The organism is Actinoplanes sp. NPDC024001, assembly GCF_040638955.1.
In the GTDB taxonomy this organism is placed as follows: domain Bacteria; phylum Actinomycetota; class Actinomycetes; order Mycobacteriales; family Micromonosporaceae; genus Actinoplanes.
The window spans coordinates 1-17,068 of sequence record NZ_JBEZZB010000055.1; the positions used below are offsets into that span (position 1 = coordinate 1).

The following is a 17,068-nucleotide window of genomic DNA, read 5'->3' on the forward strand; positions in this document are numbered from 1 at the left end:
GGACACCCAGCTCCCGGGTCATCGCGAGCACCCCGCCCTTGCTGGCGGTGTAGGCGATCTGTGAGGTGGCCGCACCGAGCAGGGGGCGCCGGGCCGGGACCGTTGTCGTAGACCCGCACGACCAGGTCGTCGCCGCTGTACCGCAGCTCGACGTCGACCGCCGCGCCGACCGCGTGCCGGCGGGCGTTGGTCACCGCCTCCTGCACGATGCGATAGGCGGTCAGCTCGATGCCGGGGTCGAGCGGCTGGACCGGGCCGCTGACGATCAGCCGGACGCCGCTGCCGGCCGTCGTGTCCCGGACCTCGTCGAGCAGCGTGTTGAGCTGACGCAACGCGGGCTGCGGGGAGAGTGCCGGTCCGGCGTCGGCGTCTTCCCGGAGCACCCCGAGCAGCCGGCGCATCTCGGTCAGCGCGGTCCGCGCGGTGTCCCCGATCGCGATCAGGCGGCGCGCGCCGTCCGGCGGCAGCCCCGGAGTGGCGAGCCGGGCCGCCTCAGCCTGCAGGGCGATCGTGGTGATGTGGTGCGCGACGACGTCGTGCAGTTCCCGGGCGATGCGGGCCCGTTCGCCGCGGGCGGCGTGCTCCAGCAGCGACGCGGCGGCGTGCTGGGCGGTGGCCCGGTGCCGGCGGTGCTCGTCGCGCAGCCGCAGCGTGGTGCCGGCGGCGATCGCCGCCGCCGCGACGGCAGCCGGCACGAGGACGCCGGGCTGCGGGACCACCACCGCGTACAGCGCGATCGGCCCCAGCGGGGCGGACGCCGCCCAGAGTGGACGGCAGCGGGCGGCGTGCGCGCCGAGCACGGCCAGCGCGACGACACCGGCAGCGGTGACCGGATAGGCGGCCAGCAGGCCGGACAGGATCGCCGCGACAGACAGCACGGCCGCTGTCACGGGCCAGAGGCGCATCAGGGCGAGCGGGACGACAGCGAGCAGCGCGACCAGGGTCGCGATCGCGGTGGGCCCCCGCTCGTACGCACGAGCGACCGCCTCGGCCACCGCGACGGCACCGAGGACCGCCGTCGCCACGGCTGGCCGCACGTTCACGCCTGTCATTGTGACCGTCCCGAACACCGGTGTCGTCCTCCTCGGCAGGGAGGCCTGCTCCCCCACCGGGGGGAGGGAACGCCGGGTGGAAATGCCACTGCGCCGGGACGCGCCGGGACCCGCCGCGCTCGTAGCGTGCCTGCATGGAACCCATCGAGGTACGCGCACTCCGCAAGCGCTACCGCACGACCGTCGCGGTGGACGGGCTGTCGTTCACCGTCCGGGCCGGCGAGGTCACCGGCTTCGTCGGGCCCAACGGCGCCGGCAAGTCGACGACGATGCGGCTGATCCTCGGCCTGGACACCCCCGACGAGGGCACGGCGCTGGTCGGCGGCCGGCCGTACCGGTCGCTGCGCACCCCGTTGACCCAGGTCGGCGCGGTGCTGGACGCCTCGGCGCTGCACCCGGGCCGCAAGGCCCGGGACCATCTGCTCTGGATGGCGCACAGCAACGGCATCCCCAAGGGCCGGGTGAGCGAGGTGCTCGACCTGGTCGGCCTGGCCTCCGCCGCACGCCGCCGCACCGGGGGTTTCTCCCTGGGCATGCGGCAGCGGCTGGGGATCGCCGCGGCGCTGCTCGGCGACCCGCCGGTGCTGCTCTTCGACGAGCCGGTCAACGGGCTCGACCCGGACGGCATCGTCTGGATCCGCGACATGATGCGGGCGCTGGCCGCCGAGGGCCGGGCCGTGCTGGTCTCCAGCCACCTGATGAGCGAGCTGGAGGGCACCGCCGACCACCTGATCGCGGTCGGCCGGGGCCGGCTGATCGCCGACACCAGCGTGGCCGCGCTGCTCGCCGCGGCGTCGAAGGACCGCGTCGAGGTCACCACCGCGCAGCGGGCCGACGCCACCGCCGTGCTCGCCAACGCCGGGGCGACCGTCACCGTCGCCGGGCCCACCGCGGTCGTGGTCGAGGGCCTGCCCGGCGACCGGACGTCGCAGCTGCTCAGTGAGGCCCGCATCCCGTTCTCGGAGATGCGGCGGCACCGTGCCTCGCTGGAGGAGGCCTACATGGACCTGACCCGTGGCGCCATCGAGTTCGTCCCCGGGGAGCAGCGGTGATGACCGCCCACGAGTCCTTCCCGCGGCTGTTGCTGGCCGAGTGGATCAAACTGCGGTCGGTGAGCCGGTGGCTCGTCACCCTGGTCAGCGCGGTGCTGCTCACCATCGGCCTCGGTTACCTGGCCGCGTCCGGCAGCCGCACCGACGTCAACAGGTTCCCCGACTTCGTGACCGGGCCGCGGGGTGAGCCGGTGGCCGACGAGTTCTTCTTCGTGCATCAGCCGGTCACCGGTGACGCCACGCTCACCGTCCGGGTGGCGTCGCTGACGACCGAGGAGGACCGGAGCACCGTGCGGATGGCCTCCGAGGAGCTGAGCCGGCTGGACGACCCCAGCCCGTTCGCGGGGGCGGCCGCCGGTCTCATGATCAAGGACGGTACGCGGCCCGGCTCCTCGTACGCCTCGGTGTCGTCCACCGCCGGCCGCGGCGCACGCCTGCAGTGGGACTTCGACGGCGACCGCCCGGGCAGCGCCGGCGGTGCCGCACGCTGGCTGCGGCTGCAGCGATCCGGCGCCACGATCACCGGGTACGAGTCGGCCGACGGTGTCACCTGGCGAAAGATCGGTACCGCCACTCCGAAGGCCCTGCCCGCCACCGCCGAGATCGGCTTCTACGTCTCCTCGCCTCCGGCGCGGTACACGACCCGCGGCGGCGGCAGCTCCTCGGTCGGCACACGGCCCACCGAGACCGAGGCCGTCTTCGACAACGTCAGCCTCGACGCGGGCGGCGCCTGGCAGGGCGACGCGATCCGGATGGCCACCGGCTCCGGTGAGAAGGAGGCGCCGCTGGTCGACGGCCGGGTCGTCGTGACCGGCAGCACCTACACCGTGACCGGCTCCGGCAAGATCGGTCCGCACCCGCCGGACGACGACATGGTGAGCGCGGCACTGATCGGCACTCTCGCCGGTCTCATGGCGCTCATCGCCGTCGGTGTCCTCTTCGCCACCTCCGAGTACCGCCACGGCATGATCCGGACCACGCTCGCCGCCTCTCCGCGCCGCGGCCGGGTGCTGGCCGCCAAGGCCGTCGTGCTGGGCGCCGTCTCCTTTCTGGTGGGGCTGGTCGGCACCGTCGGATCGTTCCTGGTCGCCGTGCCGGTGCTCCGCGACCAGGGCTTCACCCTGCCGGCCTTCCCCCGGCCGTCGCTCGCCGACGGCGCGGTGCTGCGGGCCCTCGTCCTGACCGCCGTTTTCATGGCCGGGGTCGCCGTCGTCGGGCTCGCGATCGGCATGCTGCTGCGGCACAGTGCGGCCGCCATCACGATCACCGTCGTGCTGGTTCTGCTGCCCCTGATCGCCGGCATGATCCTGCCGGGCACGTCACCGAAGTGGCTGCTGTACACCACCCTGGCGGGTGGCCTGGCCACGCAGCGCGCGAAACCGCCGGCGGTCACGCTCGCCGAGCCGTGGGCCATGATCGGGCCGTGGGCCGGGATCGCCGTGGTCGCGGCCTGGGTCGTGGGAGCCCTCGGGCTCGCCTGGTGGCAGCTGCGGAAGCGGGACTCGTGACCGCGTCGCGGCCGGTGCGGGCGATCCGGGCCGAGTGGACGAAGCTGCGGACCCTGCCGAGCACGGCGTGGCTGCTGCTGCTCGGCGTCCTCGGCACGGCCGGCCCCAGCCTCGCGATCACCGGATCGCTCGACTACCCGAGCTGCGGGACACCCTGCACCCTCGACACCACCCAGGTGTCCCTGGGCGCGGTACGCCTCGGCCAGGTGGCGATCCTGGTCCTCGCGGTGCTGGCCACGACAGCGGAGTACAGCACCCGGACGATGCAGCCCACACTGACCGCCGTGCCGAGCCGGCTTCTCGTGCTGCTCGGCAAGGTCGTGGTCCCGGCGGTCCTCGCCGGCGCCGCCGGGGTCCTGGCCGTGGCCGGATCCCTGGCGGCCGGCCGGACGGTGCTGCCCGGCAACGGGTTCACCGCCGCCCACGGCTTCCCGCCGGTCTCGCTCGGCGACGACCTCACCCGGCGTGCGGCCGTCGGCACCGTGATCTACCTGGTCCTGGTCGCCGTGCTGGGCTCCGGGCTCGGGCTGCTGCTGCGCGACACCGCCGGGGCGGTGACGGTCGCGCTGGCGCTGCTCTACGGGATGCCGGTGGTCGCCACGTTCCTCAACGATCCGGTGTGGCAGCAGCGCCTGCACCGGATCTCCCCGATGGAGGCCGGGCTGACCGTCCAGGCCACCCGCGACCTCGCGGCTCAGCCCATCGGGCCGTGGGCCGGCCTGGGCGTGCTGTCCCTCTACGCCGCAGCCGCGGTCGTCGCCGGACTGATCGCGCTCACCCGGCCCACTGTCGCCGACTGATCGCCTTCACCCGGCCCACTGTCGCCGACGGATCGCCTTCACCCGGCCTACTGGAAGACGATCGTATGGTTCCCGTGCCGGATGACCCGGTCCTCGCTGTGCCACAGCACCGCCCGGGAGAGCACCGCCCGCTCCACGTCGGCGCCGCGGCGCTGCAGCTCGGCGACGGTGTGCGCGTGGTTGACCCGGACCACGTCCTGCTCGATGATCGGGCCCTCGTCCAGGTCCTCGGTGACGTAGTGCGCGGTCGCCCCGATCAGCTTGACGCCGCGCTGCTTGGCCTTGGCGTACGGCCCGGCGCCGATGAACGCGGGCAGGAAGCTGTGGTGGATGTTGATGATCGGCACGCCCACCCGCTCGATGAAGTCACCGGAGAGGATCTGCATGTAACGGGCCAGCACGATGAAGTCGACGTTGCCGGCGAGCAGCCGCAGGTGCTGGGCCTCGGCGGCGGACTTGTCCGGCCCGGCCGGCGACGGCACGTGGAAGAACGGGATGCCGAACGAGCGCACCTCGTCCGCGGTGTCGGCGTGGTTGGAGATCACCATCGCCACCTTGATCGGCAGCTCGCCGCGGCGGTGGCGCCACAACAGGTCCAGCAGGCAGTGGTCGGCCTTGGAGGCGAAGATCGCCACCCGCTGGGGCACCGACAGGTCCCGCAGCGTGTACTCCAGGTCGAACCCGTCGGCGAGCCGTTCCCGCAGGTCGTGCTCGATCTGCGGGAGCACCGCCTTCAGCCCCGGCCGGCCGAAGACCGTGCGCTGGAAGAACGCGCCACCGTGCGGGTTGTCCGAGTGCTGGTCGAGCGACACGATGTTCGCCTCGTGCTTGCCGAGCACGGCGCTGACCGCCGCCACGATCCCGGTCCGGTCCCGTCCGTGCACGATCAGGACGGCCTGATCCGTGCTGGTCTCGGCGGGCCGGTGCGGTGCGGGGGCGTGCTGGGTCAGGGTCACGTGCGGGCGTCCTTCCTGAGGTTCTCGCCGGTCATGCTCCGGTGCGAGGATGCAGGGTAGTCGGCCGGGGCCCGCCGTTCCCACTCAGTTGAACACGACGACGCCCCCGGCGCGCTGCCGGAGGCGTCGCGGCGCTTCAGGACTCGGCCGGCGGCGGCACCTCACGCAGATGCCGGTTGTGCCGCGGCTCCTGCCGGGTCTTCGCGTCGTTGAGGCGCCGGCGCAGATCGTCGCGGCAGTCCATGACGGCGGCGTGCAGGTCCTCCTCGGTCGAGGTGGTGACGACCTTGTCGCGGCCACTGATCCAGCACTCCAGCGTGACCTTCTGACCGCGGGCCCCGCGGTCCTTCACCGAGATCTCCAACTCGGTGGCGTCGGCGTGGAACGCGGCGAGCCGGGCGTCCAGGGTCGCGCACTGCTCGGCGATCCAGACGCGATCACCCTGCGAGAAACCGGCGCCCACCCGCAGGCAGTCCTGCACGGTTGCGGGGTTGGCGACAGCGCTCATGAGACCTCCTCGATCCGGCGAACGGGACGAGAAGGTAGTACCCACACAGATCAACTCGGAACCTCGACCGGGCGGCGGCTTTGCCACCCCGGATGGCGGAACGGACGACCACTACGGTGCGATCCGTACATTCGGCGGTATAGCGTGCGCGCTGTGTACGGGGGCGACGCACCAACGAGCGGCAGTCTGCCGGTGCAGCGCGGTGGCCTGGAGACCACCGACGCCGCCGAGGCGCACGACTACCTCAACCGCACCTACATCGGGCACATCGTCCGGCTGCGCAAGCCGGCCCCGGACTTCGTCTTCCGCTCCGTGACCGCGACCGTTCCCGACCTCACCGTCGGCGAGCTGAGGTACCGGACCGGCGCCGAGGTGACCTCCGAACCGTGCCGGCAGATCACCATCTGCGCCTTCAGCGGCGGGCGCTACGTCATCGACAGCGGCCGTGAGCTGGTGCGCTGCGGCGCCGGCGAAGCCCTGCTGACGCCCGTGGACCGGGGCTTCGACGAGACCTGGGAGCGCACCGAGCTGCACGTCACGCAGGTGCCGCAGGCCGTGGTGCGGCGGGTCGCCGCCCGGCTCGGGGTGGAACCGGCGGTCTTCCGGTTCGACGGGATCGCCGCGGTCTCCCCCGCCATGAACCAGCACTGGCTCGCCACCGTCGACTACCTGCGCCACGCCTTCGCCGGGCCGGAGCCGGTGATCGCCAACCCACTCGTGCACGAGAGCACGCTGGAGGCGGTCGCCGCCGCGGCGGTCGCGGCCTTCCCGAACACCACGATGACGATCGGTTACCTGCCCGGGCCGGGCCGCATCGATCCGCGGGCGGTGCGCCGCGCGGTGGCGTTCATCGACGAGCACGCCGCCGAGCCGATCACCATCGACGACATCGCCACGGCCGCCGGCCTGAGCGCGCGCGGCCTGCAGGCGGCATTCGCCCGGCACCGCGACACCACCCCCACCGGCTACCTGCGCCGGGTACGCATGGAGCGCGCCCACCGTGACCTGCAGAGCGGCGACCGGTCCCGCGGCGACACGGTCGCGGTGATCGCCCGGCGGTGGGGTTTCCCGAACCCGGGGCGGTTCGCCGCCGAGTACCGCGACGCGTTCGGCCACTCCCCCGGTCACACGCTGCGCAACTGAGCCGATCGCAGCCGGCGCTGCCGCATCTGCTCGACGGCGATCGTCCGCAGGCCACGCGCGGCGGCGGTCAGGGCGCTCCCGCGGCGCGCCAGCGGAGAGCCGGCCATCGCCACCTCGGCCACCCGGACGCCGGCCGCGGCGAGCCGCAGGTGGATCAGGGTCTCCACCTCGAGGCCGTCGCCCCACACCGGACCGCCGTCGGCGGGCCGGGGCAGGGCCGGGTCGGGCAGCTCCAGCAGCGGGACGATCCGCCGCCAGAACACGGTGCAGCGGGAGCCGGACAGCAGGCTGCCCAGCCGGGCGGACCGGGCGGCGCGGGCGCAGTCGGCGCCGGCCGTCAGCGCCGCGACGAAGGGTGCGATCCCGGCCGGGCCGTCCGCGTCGATCACCGCGATGATGTCGCCGGTGCAGGCCGCGAACCCGCAGGCCAGTGCGTTGCCCTTGCCGGTGCGGGTGGGCCGGACCACGGTCGCGTCCGGCCGGTGCTGGAGCGTCACCTCGATCGTCCGGTCGACCGAGCCGCCGTCGACGAGCACCACCTGGACCTCGGGACCGAGCCGCTCCAGCAGGTGCGCGATGGTGCGGGCCTCGTTCAGCGCCGGGATCACCACGCTCACCGTCGGTGCAGTGTTGTCGCTCAAGAACCGCTCCCCACGCACGATCACCATGCCGGACTGCGGGATCGTACGCCGATCGATGCGGGCCCGCACCAGCGGTGCGGGCCCGGACCGGTCAGTTGCGCCAGGTGTCGTTCAGGGTGACCCGGCCGCTCGCCGGGACCGTGGCGGTCCGGTTGGCGCCGGACTCCCAGGTGACGCTGCCGTCGGTGTTCTTGCGCAGGTACTTGTACTGGAAGGAGGTGCCGGCCGGCAGCGAGACCGTGCCGGTCCAGACCGGGTAGCCGGCCGCGGACAGCGGCACCGCGCTCGCCGGGGCCCAGTTGCCGAGGGCGCCCTGGTTGCCGACGACGAAGATGTTCTGCCCGAAGCTGGTGGCGGCGTTGACCCCGAACGACGCGCCGGAGGCAGTGCTGCTGGTGACGGACGGGCTCGGCGACGGCGACGCCGGAGCCGAGGTGGCCGGGGTGGTGCCGCTGGCGCCGACGTAGAGGGCGACGGCGTCACCGGCCGGGATCGTCGCGGTGAACTGGCCCGCCGCGTTGACGGCGTACGTCGTCCCGGTGCACCCGCCACCCGGGGTCGGGTCGCCGTGCTGCACGTCGCAGTAGGTGCCGGCGGGCAGCGAGGTCTGGAAGGTGCGGGTCAGCGAGCTGCCCTCGTGGTTGATCGCCACGTAGCCCTTGCTGCCGCGGCCGAAGGCGATCTGGTCGCCGCCGTTGGTCCACCAGTTGGTGACCGCGGTGCCGGAGACCGCGTTGCGGAAGCCGACCATGTTGCCGATCTGCCGCCAGGCGTGCTGGCATTTCCAGCCGTCGGTGTAGCAGGCGTTGACCGTGCCGTTGTTCGGCGGGCCCTGGTCGTGGCCGCTGAACTCGTAGCCGGAGTTGACGTCGGGAGCGCCGTACGGCCAGGCGAGGGTGAAGACCTGGGCGAGCGTGTAGGCCGAGCCGTTCTTGTAGCTGAGCGTGTCGCCGCCGCGCTCGGTGTCGTGGTTGTCCACGAACACGCCGGCCTGGTTGCTCGGCAGGTAACCCCACGCCGTGCCGAAGTTGCTCAGGTAGGCGAGGTTCTCGTTGAGGAAGACCCGCTTGAGGTCACGAGCGAAGCGGAACTCCTGCACGTCGCCGGTGCCCGTGTACTCCGTCGGCTGGACGGCCTCGCCGGCGCCGAAGATGACCTCCTGCTTCCAGAACGCCCCGGTGTTGGACAGCTTGGACTTGATGCCGGCCAGGTCGGCCGCGGACATGTGCTTGGCGGCGTCGATGCGGAACCCGTCGACCCCGAGCGAGGCGAGATCGTTCATGTAGCCGGCGATCCTGCCGCGCACGTAGTCGCTGCCGGTGTTGAGGTCGGAGAGGTTGACCAGCTCGCAGTCCTGCACGTTGGAGCGGTTCGTGTAGTCGTTGATCGCCGACCGGCAGGAGTGGAAGTCGGCGTCGGAGTACAGCCCGGGGTAGTTGTACTTGGAATACGCCGTGCCGGCGGTGCCGGTGCCGGAGCCCGCGCTCATGTGGTTGATCACGGTGTCCACGACGACCTTCACGCCGGCCGCGTGGCAGGTGTTCACCATGTTGGTGAACGCCGCCCGGTTACCGAGCCGGCCACCGATCGTGTAGGACACCGGCTGGTACGACGTCCACCACTGGCTGCCTTGGATGTGCTCCTGCGGGGGCGAGACCTGCACGAACCCGTAGCCCAGCGGGCCGAGGGTGGTGGTGCACTCGCGTGCCACCGAGGCGAAGGACCACTCGAACATCACCGCGGTGACGTCTTTGCCGCCCGGCGGGGCGGCGAGCGCGTCGGGGCCGGTGACGACCGAGGCGACGCCGAAGCCGCCCAGGCCGACGGCGAGGGTGGTCGCCGCCAGCGCGGTCGCGAGCCGGCTCCGGCGCCGGGGACGGGGATGGGGATGGGGATGGGGATGGGTGTTCGGGAGGGGTTCGTCCACAACGATCTCCTGACGGGGGAAGGGGACCTGCGGGGCGTCTTGCAGAAACAGTCTTGAAACTTTCTGCAAATACTTGCGACAAAGATAGATAGACCCCCGAGGCCCGTCAAGAGTGTCGATGTCGGCGTCAGACCAGGCGCCGGATCTCCCCGTAAGCCCGGTAGAAGCCGCCCCGGCTCGCCTCGCGCAGGCCGGTGACCACGTAACGGCTGCCCCGCTCGCGGATGCCCTTGGGGAACTGCACCTGCCAGTCATGGAAGCCGGAGGACACCACCCGGATGCGCAACCGGCCGCCGATCTCGACGCACTCGACCACCACACCGTCGGAGACGTCGTGCACCACCTCGACCGTGGTGGACGGCACGACCGCGGCCATCCGCGGCGGCGCCTTCACGTCGAGCGCCTCCGGCACGGTGCCGTCCACCGCCGCGCGGATCGCGGCCTCGCTCGCGTCGATGCAGGCCAGCGACCCGTCCGTGGTGACGATGTAGAGGCGCTCGTCGCGATATTGCATCGAATAGGCGGAGCCGCAGCCGGTGCCCAGCTTCCACAGCCGGGTGCCGTTCGCGTCGAAGCAGTAGACCGACGACGCGCTGTCGCCGGCGAAGACATAACGCCCGTCCTCGGCGGTGGCGCACGAGAAGACCGGGCCGTCGCACTGGTAGGTCTGCCGCTGCACGCCGTCCTTGCCCAGCTCGACGACCTGCCGGGTGGACGTGCCGGCGTAGAGCGTGCTGCTCTCCTGCCAGCCGAAGAGCACCGGGCCGGTGCGGGTGTGCCACAGCTCGCGGCCGGTGCGCCAGTCGTAACTGGTGATGCCGGCCCGGTTGCCGTGGTGCACGGCGGTCGCGTCGCACCGCACCATCCAGGCCGCCGCGCCGCGGCCCGGGCGCTGCCAGAGGAACTCGTCCTCGTGGTCGATCGCCGAGATGCCGCCGCTCGCGTCGGAGACGCCCAGCACGCCGTCGTGGATGTCCAGCCAGTAGATGTCGATCTCGGGAGCGATCCGGTAGGCCAGGCGGGGCACCTTGCCGGACAGGTCGTAGACGTTGCCGTCGTCGCAGCCGGCATAGATCCAGTCGTCGTCGGCGACGATGCACTTCACCCCGTCGGGCAGCCGGAACTGCTGCAGCACCTGCGCGTCGTGGCTGAGCGTGGTGATCAGGCCGCTCTCGTTGCCGACCATGCACACGTCGTCGTCGACGAAGATGCCGAACGCCGGGCTGCCCGACGCGTAACGCCACAGGATCGGCGCCCGGGTCGCGGTCGAGCGGGTGCTGACGATCTGCCGCCGGGACACCGAGCGTTTCTGCCGGCCACCGGGGACGGCCGGCGCGTAACCCTTGCGGACCTTCTCCCCGATCTTCTTCGCCGCCTCCGCCTTGGCCTTGTCGTTGGTGGTGAAGGTGGACTTCTTGAGCTGGCCCCGGTCGCCGATCCGCCCGTAACGCACGGTCAGCTCCGTCCCGTCGACGGTCACCTCGTAGAACTTGTGCGCGCTCCCGCTGTCTTCGGAGAGCTCGAGATATGTGACGTCGGCCGGCATCGTGGCCACCTTTCCGCGACGGGGATCGATTGCCGGGAACCGTAGCGGTCGGGTCCGACACTTTTCGTTGACCTCAACCGCGGTTGAGGTTTTAGGTTTGCCCCGTGCTGAGCAACACCGAGACCGGCGAACGGTTCCGATCCGCGTTCCGCCGTCATCCGGCCGGCGTCGCGGTGATCTCCGCGATGACCCCGGACGGGCCGGTCGGGCTGACCGCCTCCAGCGTGGCCTCGGTGTCGGTCGCCCCGCCCGCGCTGTCCTTCTCGGTGCTGGGCAGCCGGTCCGCGCGGGGCATCCTCGAGGCGCCGAGCTTCGTGGTCAACCTGCTGGGAGCCGGGCACGCCCGGCTGGCGGACGACTTCGCCCGCGCCGGCCGGCCCCGCTTCACCCCCGACCAGGGGTGGGATCTGCTGCCGACCGGCGAGCCGATCCTGGCCGGCGCGGTGGCCTCGCTGCGCGGCACGCCCCTGCACCTGGTCCCGGTCGGCGAGTCGACCGTCGTCGTCGCAACGGTGCACGAGGTCCTGCTCGGACCCTGCGACGGCCGGCTCGTCTACCACGACCGCGAGTTCATCACCTATCCCGAAGGAATCCGGAACACATGAATCTGCGACGCATCCTCACCCCGCGCACCGTGGTGAGCGCCCACTGCGACCTGCCCTGCGGCGTCTACGACCCGGCCCAGGCGCGGATCGAGGCCGAGTCGGTCAAGGCGGTCTGCGAGAAGTACCAGGCCAGCGACGACCCGGAGTTCCGCACTCGTGCGCTGATCATCAAGGAGCAGCGGGCCGAGCTGGTCAAGCACCACCTGTGGGTGCTGTGGACCGACTACTTCAAGGCGCCGCACTTCGAGCAGTACCCGCAGCTGCACACCCTGTTCAACGAGGCCACCAAGCTGGCCGGCGCCGGCGGCGCGAAGGGCTCGGCCGACCCGGAGGTCGCCGACCGGCTGCTCGCCAAGATCGCGGAGATCACCGACATCTTCTGGGCGACCAAGAAGGCCTGATCTCAGGGCCGCAGAGCCAGCTTCCCGGTGGTCTCGCCGGCCGCGAGCGCGGCCAGCACCCGGGGGCCCTCGGCCAGGTCGTGAACGACCGGGCGGCCGGGCGGATGGACCCCGGCCGCCCGCAACGCCCGCAACTCGGCCATCAGCCCGGCGAACATCTCCGGCGCGGCCCGCGCCAGCGTTCCGATGTGCAGGCCGGTCACCTGGACCGGATGCTCGAAGACCAGGTCGCGGCTGGTGATCGTGGCGGCGCCGGCGGCGAACCCGTAGACGACGACCCGCCCGGTCACCCGCCGGGTCGCCGCCAGCGTCGCGGCGAATCCGGGACCGCCCGCCGACTCCAGGACCAGGTCGGCGCCCGCTCCGCCGGTCAGCCGCCGCACCTCGGCGGCCAGGCCGGGACGGTCCCGCTCCAGCACGTGGTCGGCGCCGAGCGCACGGACCGTCGGGTGCTTGGCCGCGGAGGCGACGGCGATCACGGTCGCGCCGTAGTGCTTCGCCATCCGCACCGCGGCCTGGCCGACACCGCCGGCCGCGGCGTGGATCAGCACGTTCTCGCCGGCGGCGAGCCGGCCCAGCGGCCGCAGCGCGGCCAGCGCGGTGGCCCAGTTCAGCACCAGGCCCAGCGCCTGCTCGTCGGCCCAGCCCGGCGGCACCGCCGCCGCCTCGGCCGCGGGCATCGTCATGAACTCGGCGAACGCGCCGCGACCCGCGCCGATCACATGCGCGCCGGGCGGCCAGCCGGTCACCCCGGCGCCGCGCCCCACCACCACACCCGCGGCCTCGAACCCCGCGAGGTACGGCGGACGCGGGCCACCCGCGTAGGTGCCGTGTGTCTGCATCACGTCGGCGAAATTGACCCCGGCGGCGGTGACCCGGACCAGGAGCTCGCCCGGACCGGGCACGGGCACCGGGACCTCGACGAGTCTCAGGTCGCCGGGACCGCCGGAAGTGTTCTGCCGCAGCGCTCGCATCGTACCCATGCCGGGACGGTAGAAGCCTGACGCTTGCGTCAGGGTCAAGCGCGCTCCCGGGCCGCGCGCAGATAGGCGTCGAGCGCGTCGCGATCGCGGGTCAGGCAGGCGATCCGGCCGTCGAGCTGGTCGCGCTGCCGGGCCACCTCGCCGATCATGTAGGCGCACGGCTCCCGCGGCAGCAGCTCGCCGGGCCCGTCCAGGTAGGGCAGGATCTCGCGGATCAACCGGGTGGGCAGCCCACTCTCGATCATCCCGCGGATCTGCCGGACGGCGGCCACCGCGTCGTCACCGAACTCGCGGTAGCCGTTGCCGCCGCGCTCGGGACGGATCAAACCCTCCTGCTCGTAGTGGCGCAAAGCGCGCACGCTGACCCCGGTCAACCGGGCCAGCTCACCGATTCTCATCCCCCGCACCTCCGGCGCAAGCGTTCCACCGCCCGTGCCGGACCGGCAACCAGGTCGATCTCCCAGTACCGTGCGCATGTGAGTGTGAACCCCACCGGGCGGTGGACAACGCAGCGCTGGTTCGCCGTCCTGCTGGTGGGCATGGCGGTGCTGATCGTGGGCGGCGCGGCGCTCGGCGCGGAGGCGCTGGCACGCACCACCGCGGTGTCCAACCGGCTCGCCGACCGCATCTCCCCGGCACGCACCACAGTGGTCGAGCTCGACGCCGCACTCCAGGAGCAGGCCTCCGGCGTACGCGGCTATCTGCTCAGCGGGCAGGACGCGCTGCTGCGGCCGTACCCCGACGGGGTTGTCGCCGAGCAGGCGGCCGCCGCGCGGATGCGCCGGCTGCTCGCCGGCGAGCCGGACCTGCTGGCCGCGCTCGCCGACCTGGAGAGCCAGGCCGCCAGGTGGCGCAGCGTCACCGCCGACCCGCTCATCGACGTCCGCCGCCGGACCGGCACGGCGCCGGTCGGCACCGGCGAGAACGACTTCGAGACCGTACGGCGGCAGGTCGCCGCCCTGGACCAGCGGCTGATCGCCGAACGGGAGGAGGGCCGCGCCGCGCTCGACAGCTCCCGCCGCAGCCGCGACACGGTCTTCGCCGGCCTGACCGTCCTGTTGCTCGCCGCGGTCGCCTCGATCGCCGTGCTGCTGCGCGTCGTCGTGCTGCGCCCGCTCGGTGAACTGGGCACCGCGGTCCGCCGGGTCGCCGCCGGCGACTTCGAACACCGGCTCACCCCCAGCGGCCCCGCCGACATGGCCGAACTCGGACAGGACGTCGAGGCGATGCGCGGCCGCCTGGTCGACGCGCTGGTCACCAGCCGGCAGGCCCACGAGGAGCTGCGCCGCTCCAACGCCGACCTGGAGCAGTTCGCCTACGTCGCCTCGCACGACCTGCAGGAGCCACTGCGCAAGGTGGCGTCGTTCTGCCAGATGCTGCAGCGCCGCTACGCCGATGCGCTGGACGACCGCGCCCAGCAGTACATCTCCTTCGCCGTCGACGGCGCCACCCGGATGCAGCGGCTGATCAACGACCTGCTGTCCTTCTCCCGCATCGGCCGGGTCTACGACGGCAACCACCCGGTCGACCTGAACGACGTGCTCGACCAGGTCGAACAGACCCTGGCCAACCGGATCGAGGAGAACGGCGCGCGGATCATCCGCCCGCCGCTGCCCACCGTGCCCGGCGACCTGACCCTGCTGACCATGCTGTGGCAGAACCTGCTCGGCAACGCGATCAAATTCCGCCACCCGGATCGCCCACCACAGGTCGAGATCACCGCCTCCGGCGCCGACGGCCTCTGGACCTTCACCGTCCGCGACAACGGCATCGGCATCGACCCGCAGTTCGCCGAGAAGATCTTCGTGATCTTCCAGCGGTTGCATCCCCGCGACCAGTACAGCGGCACCGGCATCGGCCTGGCGATCTGCAAGCGCGTGGTCGAGCATCACGGTGGGACGATCGAGCTCGATCCCGCTTACACCGAGGGGGCCGCTCTCACGTTCACTCTGCCCGGCCCCACCCCGACCGCGCCCGCCCCGGCCGCCGCCTCATCGGCCGCCGCCCTCTGAGCCGCCTTCGGGGTCACGGCAGGCTCAAACGCACAAGATCAACCGCAGAGCCTGCCCAACCGACGCTCACACATCAATCAACGCCCGGAGCGGCGTTGCGGCCGTGAGTGGGTGCCGGCCGGGCCCGGGTGACCGGCTGCTTGAGCCCGGCGGCCGCCGGACGGCCCGGACCGGGCAGGTGGTCGCGCGGGAAGGCGGGAACCACCTGATCCGACGGCACGCACCGAACTCGTACCGGGAAGCGGCGTGATCACCCGGAGGGCGCGCTGGAGACGCCGGGGAAATGGATGATCGCGGGCGAAAGCCGGCGGTGTCAGGCGGCGAGCAGGGCGGGGACCCCGACCGGCGCCAGGTGGTGGAGCAGGGAGCGGGCCGCCTCGACGACCAGCGCGCGGTCGTGGGTGATGGCGAAGTCGAAGCGGCGTTCGGCGTCCGGGCCGTCGTCGCCGAGGTCTCGGGCCACCAGCGCGGCGGCGCGATGGGGACCGACGACGATGACGTTCCATTCGCCGCGCAGGCGGTCGTCGCCGAGGCAGGCGCCGCGCACGCCGGGGGCCGGTTCGGCGGGGAGGCCCACGCCGAGGGCGGCGACCAGCGGGCTGTGTGCGGCGACCCGTTCGAAGCGGACTGCGGTGCGCGCGGTGAAGTGCTGCGCCTCCTGGAAGCAGGCGAGCAGGACGGGCGGTTCCGGGCCGGTGCCGGCGAGGGCTTCCAGGTGCCGGCTCAGCGGCATGAGCTGAGCTTTCGTGGCACGCCCGAGCGGCCGAGCGGCACTGACGATCTCGAACGGGGTGCGGTTGCTGGAGGCCGGCGCGGGCAGCAGCGGCAAAGGCGCTCCGGCCGGGACGAGGCTGGGCAGCGCGGCATGCGGCAGCCCGCCGGCGGCAGACGGCGGCGCGAGGGGAGGCAGCGGGGACGGCAAGGGGGCCGGGCGGCCGAAGTGCCAGCCCTGGCCGACCGTTGCGCCCATGGTGTGCGCCACCGCCAGGTGGTGGGTGGTCTCGATGCCTTCGGCCAGCACCACCGCGCCGCTGGCCTCGGCATACGCCGAGACCGCCGCGACCACCCGGGCGGTCGCCGGGTCGTCGGGGGCGCGCAGCAGGCCCATGTCGAGCTTGACCACGTCGGGGTGGACGAACGGCATCAGCGCGAGCGACATCGGGTCCGCGCCGACGTCGTCGAGGGCGACTCCCCAACCGGCTTCGCGGCAGTTCTCGGCGGCGGAGAGCAGCGCGGCGGGGTCGGCGGCGATGGCCCGCTCGGTCATCTCGGTGACCACCCGCAGGCGGGTGCGGGCCTGGTCGACGATCGGCTCCAGGTCGGCGGGGCAGCCGGAACGCCACGCGGTGGGTTCCATGTTGACGAAGAGCGTCAGGTCCGGGCCGAAGCCGGCGGCGAGCGCCGCGCGGTAGGCGACGGCGCGGCAGATCCAGTCGAGTTCGGCTTCGCGGCCGACCTCGCGGGCCGCGGCGAACAGCGCGCCCGGGAACTCCCAGGGTGTGCCGGCCGGGCCTCGGCTCAGGGCCTCGTAGCCGAGGACCCGGCCGGTGGCCAGGTCGATCAGCGGCTGGAAGACCGGGGTGACGGCACGCAGGTCGAGCAGGTCATGGATGTGCTGCACCGACATATCATCGACCGCCGCGCCCGGCGGTCAAGGTTTCCGCGGGCTCGGCGTCTGCCGATCGCTGGGCGCACGGAAACGGACAGCCTTGTGGGTGCCGTCACAGAACGGCTTGGTCGCCGAGCGGCCGCAGCGGCACAGGGCGATGGTTCCGCGGCCGGGGTCGATCGGCTCGCCGTCGGGCGTGTGCAGTTCGAAGTCGCCCCGCACGATCAGCGGGCCGTCCTCGTAGGGAACGATGGAGGCGGACACGATCTTCCTGTTCCCCCACGTCACGGGTGAGAAACAGATCGTTTGCGGCCGGTTCGGCGGG

16 protein-coding genes and 2 pseudogenes are annotated in these 17,068 nt (G+C 72.6%); 7 read left to right on the forward strand and 11 right to left on the reverse strand.

The features are described 5' to 3' along the window. Both AB0F81_RS22120 and AB0F81_RS22125 read right to left on the reverse strand, forming a co-directional pair. A pseudogene (locus AB0F81_RS22120) lies at nt 1–82 on the reverse strand (short-chain dehydrogenase); the annotation flags it as partial. Between the two features lie 7 nt (nt 83–89). Next, nucleotides 90–1,052, reverse strand: a pseudogene (locus tag AB0F81_RS22125) (histidine kinase); the annotation flags it as partial. A gap of 134 nt (nt 1,053–1,186) precedes the next feature. Between AB0F81_RS22125 and AB0F81_RS22130 the strand changes: the two are divergent. Genes AB0F81_RS22130 through AB0F81_RS22140 form a run of 3 tightly spaced genes read left to right on the forward strand, consistent with a single transcriptional unit; the run spans nt 1,187 to nt 4,412 of the window. Continuing rightward, the gene (locus AB0F81_RS22130) at nt 1,187–2,104 is read left to right on the forward strand and encodes an ATP-binding cassette domain-containing protein (RefSeq protein WP_360200100.1); all 918 of its coding nucleotides are present in this window, start codon (nt 1,187–1,189) and stop codon (nt 2,102–2,104) included. Beyond that, nucleotides 2,104–3,612 (forward strand): ABC transporter permease subunit, encoded by a 1,509-nt coding sequence (locus AB0F81_RS22135; protein ID WP_360200102.1) that lies wholly within the window; start codon nt 2,104–2,106, stop codon nt 3,610–3,612. The genes AB0F81_RS22130 and AB0F81_RS22135 overlap by 1 nt, the downstream gene beginning before the upstream one ends. Beyond that, the gene (locus AB0F81_RS22140; RefSeq protein WP_360200104.1) at nt 3,609–4,412 is read left to right on the forward strand and encodes an ABC transporter permease; all 804 of its coding nucleotides are present in this window, start codon (nt 3,609–3,611) and stop codon (nt 4,410–4,412) included. Before AB0F81_RS22135 ends, AB0F81_RS22140 begins: the two co-directional genes overlap by 4 nt. Before the next feature lie 47 nt (nt 4,413–4,459). Here AB0F81_RS22140 and purU read toward each other — a convergent pair whose 3' ends face one another. Both purU and AB0F81_RS22150 read right to left on the reverse strand, forming a co-directional pair. After that, a complete protein-coding gene (gene purU / locus AB0F81_RS22145; protein WP_360200106.1) occupies nt 4,460–5,368 on the reverse strand; it encodes a formyltetrahydrofolate deformylase in 909 nt (302 codons plus the stop codon). A gap of 136 nt (nt 5,369–5,504) precedes the next feature. After that, a complete protein-coding gene (locus AB0F81_RS22150) occupies nt 5,505–5,876 on the reverse strand; it encodes an HPF/RaiA family ribosome-associated protein (protein WP_360200108.1) in 372 nt (123 codons plus the stop codon). A gap of 153 nt (nt 5,877–6,029) precedes the next feature. On the opposite strand from AB0F81_RS22150, the gene AB0F81_RS22155 reads away from it, so the two are divergent. Beyond that, on the forward strand, nt 6,030–7,019 hold the full coding sequence (locus tag AB0F81_RS22155; protein ID WP_360200110.1) for an AraC family transcriptional regulator: 990 nt from the start codon (nt 6,030–6,032) through the stop codon (nt 7,017–7,019). On the opposite strand, the gene AB0F81_RS22160 is transcribed toward AB0F81_RS22155, so the two are convergent. The 3 genes from AB0F81_RS22160 to AB0F81_RS22170 form a co-directional block, all read right to left on the reverse strand. Then, nucleotides 7,001–7,660: a glycosyltransferase family 2 protein gene (locus AB0F81_RS22160; RefSeq protein ID WP_360200112.1), complete on the reverse strand. Its 660-nt coding sequence runs from the start codon at nt 7,658–7,660 to the stop codon at nt 7,001–7,003. The two genes, AB0F81_RS22155 and AB0F81_RS22160, sit on opposite strands and share 19 nt — an antisense overlap. Before the next feature lie 91 nt (nt 7,661–7,751). Then, entirely contained in the window at nt 7,752–9,587 is a 1,836-nt protein-coding gene (locus AB0F81_RS22165; RefSeq protein ID WP_360200114.1) for a carbohydrate-binding module family 20 domain-containing protein, read from the reverse strand. 127 nt (nt 9,588–9,714) lie between these two features. Beyond that, entirely contained in the window at nt 9,715–11,133 is a 1,419-nt protein-coding gene (locus AB0F81_RS22170; RefSeq protein WP_360200116.1) for a WGR domain-containing protein, read from the reverse strand. 104 nt (nt 11,134–11,237) lie between these two features. On the opposite strand from AB0F81_RS22170, the gene AB0F81_RS22175 reads away from it, so the two are divergent. Together AB0F81_RS22175 and sodN are read left to right on the forward strand one after the other, a co-directional pair. Further along, a complete protein-coding gene (locus AB0F81_RS22175) occupies nt 11,238–11,738 on the forward strand; it encodes a flavin reductase family protein (protein WP_360200118.1) in 501 nt (166 codons plus the stop codon). Next, the gene (gene sodN, locus AB0F81_RS22180; RefSeq protein ID WP_360200120.1) at nt 11,735–12,139 is read left to right on the forward strand and encodes a superoxide dismutase, Ni; all 405 of its coding nucleotides are present in this window, start codon (nt 11,735–11,737) and stop codon (nt 12,137–12,139) included. The genes AB0F81_RS22175 and sodN overlap by 4 nt, the downstream gene beginning before the upstream one ends. A gap of 2 nt (nt 12,140–12,141) precedes the next feature. Here the strand turns inward: sodN and AB0F81_RS22185 are convergent, their stop codons facing one another. Together AB0F81_RS22185 and AB0F81_RS22190 are read right to left on the reverse strand one after the other, a co-directional pair. Beyond that, nucleotides 12,142–13,122, reverse strand: a complete 981-nt coding sequence (locus AB0F81_RS22185) for a zinc-binding dehydrogenase (RefSeq protein ID WP_360200122.1) — start codon at nt 13,120–13,122, stop codon at nt 12,142–12,144. 35 nt (nt 13,123–13,157) lie between these two features. Beyond that, nucleotides 13,158–13,520 (reverse strand): MerR family transcriptional regulator, encoded by a 363-nt coding sequence (locus AB0F81_RS22190; RefSeq protein WP_360200124.1) that lies wholly within the window; start codon nt 13,518–13,520, stop codon nt 13,158–13,160. A gap of 78 nt (nt 13,521–13,598) precedes the next feature. Between AB0F81_RS22190 and AB0F81_RS22195 the strand changes: the two genes are divergently transcribed. Then, the gene (locus tag AB0F81_RS22195; RefSeq protein ID WP_360200126.1) at nt 13,599–15,134 is read left to right on the forward strand and encodes an ATP-binding protein; all 1,536 of its coding nucleotides are present in this window, start codon (nt 13,599–13,601) and stop codon (nt 15,132–15,134) included. A gap of 313 nt (nt 15,135–15,447) precedes the next feature. Here AB0F81_RS22195 and AB0F81_RS22200 read toward each other — a convergent pair whose 3' ends face one another. Next, nucleotides 15,448–16,755 (reverse strand): EAL domain-containing protein, encoded by a 1,308-nt coding sequence (locus AB0F81_RS22200; RefSeq protein WP_360200128.1) that lies wholly within the window; start codon nt 16,753–16,755, stop codon nt 15,448–15,450. Between the two features lie 30 nt (nt 16,756–16,785). Beyond that, nucleotides 16,786–17,007, reverse strand: a complete 222-nt coding sequence (locus AB0F81_RS22205; RefSeq protein ID WP_360200130.1) for a CDGSH iron-sulfur domain-containing protein — start codon at nt 17,005–17,007, stop codon at nt 16,786–16,788. Nucleotides 17,008–17,068: the final 61 nt, after the last annotated feature.

Excerpts from the sequence above, each read along its gene's own strand:
- AB0F81_RS22150 (WP_360200108.1), bottom strand. The coding sequence starts at position 5,876 with ATGAGCGCTGTCGCCAACCCCGCAACCGTGCAGGACTGCCTGCGGGTG.
- AB0F81_RS22190 (WP_360200124.1), bottom strand. The coding sequence starts at position 13,520 with ATGAGAATCGGTGAGCTGGCCCGGTTGACCGGGGTCAGCGTGCGCGCT.
- AB0F81_RS22135 (WP_360200102.1), top strand. The coding sequence starts at position 2,104 with ATGACCGCCCACGAGTCCTTCCCGCGGCTGTTGCTGGCCGAGTGGATC.
- sodN (WP_360200120.1), top strand. The coding sequence starts at position 11,735 with ATGAATCTGCGACGCATCCTCACCCCGCGCACCGTGGTGAGCGCCCAC.
- AB0F81_RS22185 (WP_360200122.1), bottom strand. The coding sequence starts at position 13,122 with ATGGGTACGATGCGAGCGCTGCGGCAGAACACTTCCGGCGGTCCCGGC.
- AB0F81_RS22170 (WP_360200116.1), bottom strand. The coding sequence starts at position 11,133 with ATGCCGGCCGACGTCACATATCTCGAGCTCTCCGAAGACAGCGGGAGC.
- AB0F81_RS22130 (WP_360200100.1), top strand. The coding sequence starts at position 1,187 with ATGGAACCCATCGAGGTACGCGCACTCCGCAAGCGCTACCGCACGACC.